General features: G+C 48.2%; 1 protein-coding gene. It reads left to right on the forward strand.

The window, feature by feature from the left end; genetic code table 11:
* Window positions 1-598, forward strand: a 598-nt coding sequence (locus ACTHUM_RS17710) for a putative PEP-binding protein (protein WP_440403649.1), incomplete at both ends; no start/stop codon positions are given.

Genomic DNA, 598 nt, shown 5'->3' on the forward strand with positions numbered 1-598 from the left:
GTACAAATTACCGATGTTGCTTTGGACAACATGCCTAAAGCCCCTGTCAAAGTGATGATGAACGTTGGTAACCCTGAATTGGCATTCAGCTTCGCCAACCTGCCTAGCGAAGGTATCGGCTTGGCGCGTATGGAATTCATCATCAACCGTCAAATCGGTATCCACCCTAAAGCCTTGTTGGAATTTGACAAACAAGACAATGAGTTGAAAGCGGAAATTACCCGCCGCATCGCCGGCTATGCCTCTCCTGTCGACTTCTATGTCGATAAAATCGCAGAAGGTGTGGCAACTTTGGCTGCTTCGGTTTATCCACGCAAAACCATCGTCCGTATGTCTGACTTCAAATCCAACGAGTACGCTAACTTGGTGGGTGGCAGCATCTACGAACCACACGAAGAAAACCCAATGTTGGGCTTCCGTGGTGCAGCGCGTTATGTAGCCGATAACTTCAAAGACTGCTTCGCACTCGAGTGTAAAGCCTTGAAACGCGTTCGCGATGAAATGGGCTTGACCAACGTCGAAATCATGATTCCATTCGTTCGTACTTTGGGTGAAGCGGAAGCTGTTGTTAAAGCCCTGAAAGAAAACGGTTTGGAAC

It is taken from the genome of Neisseria sp. P0021.S006, from assembly GCF_051956895.1.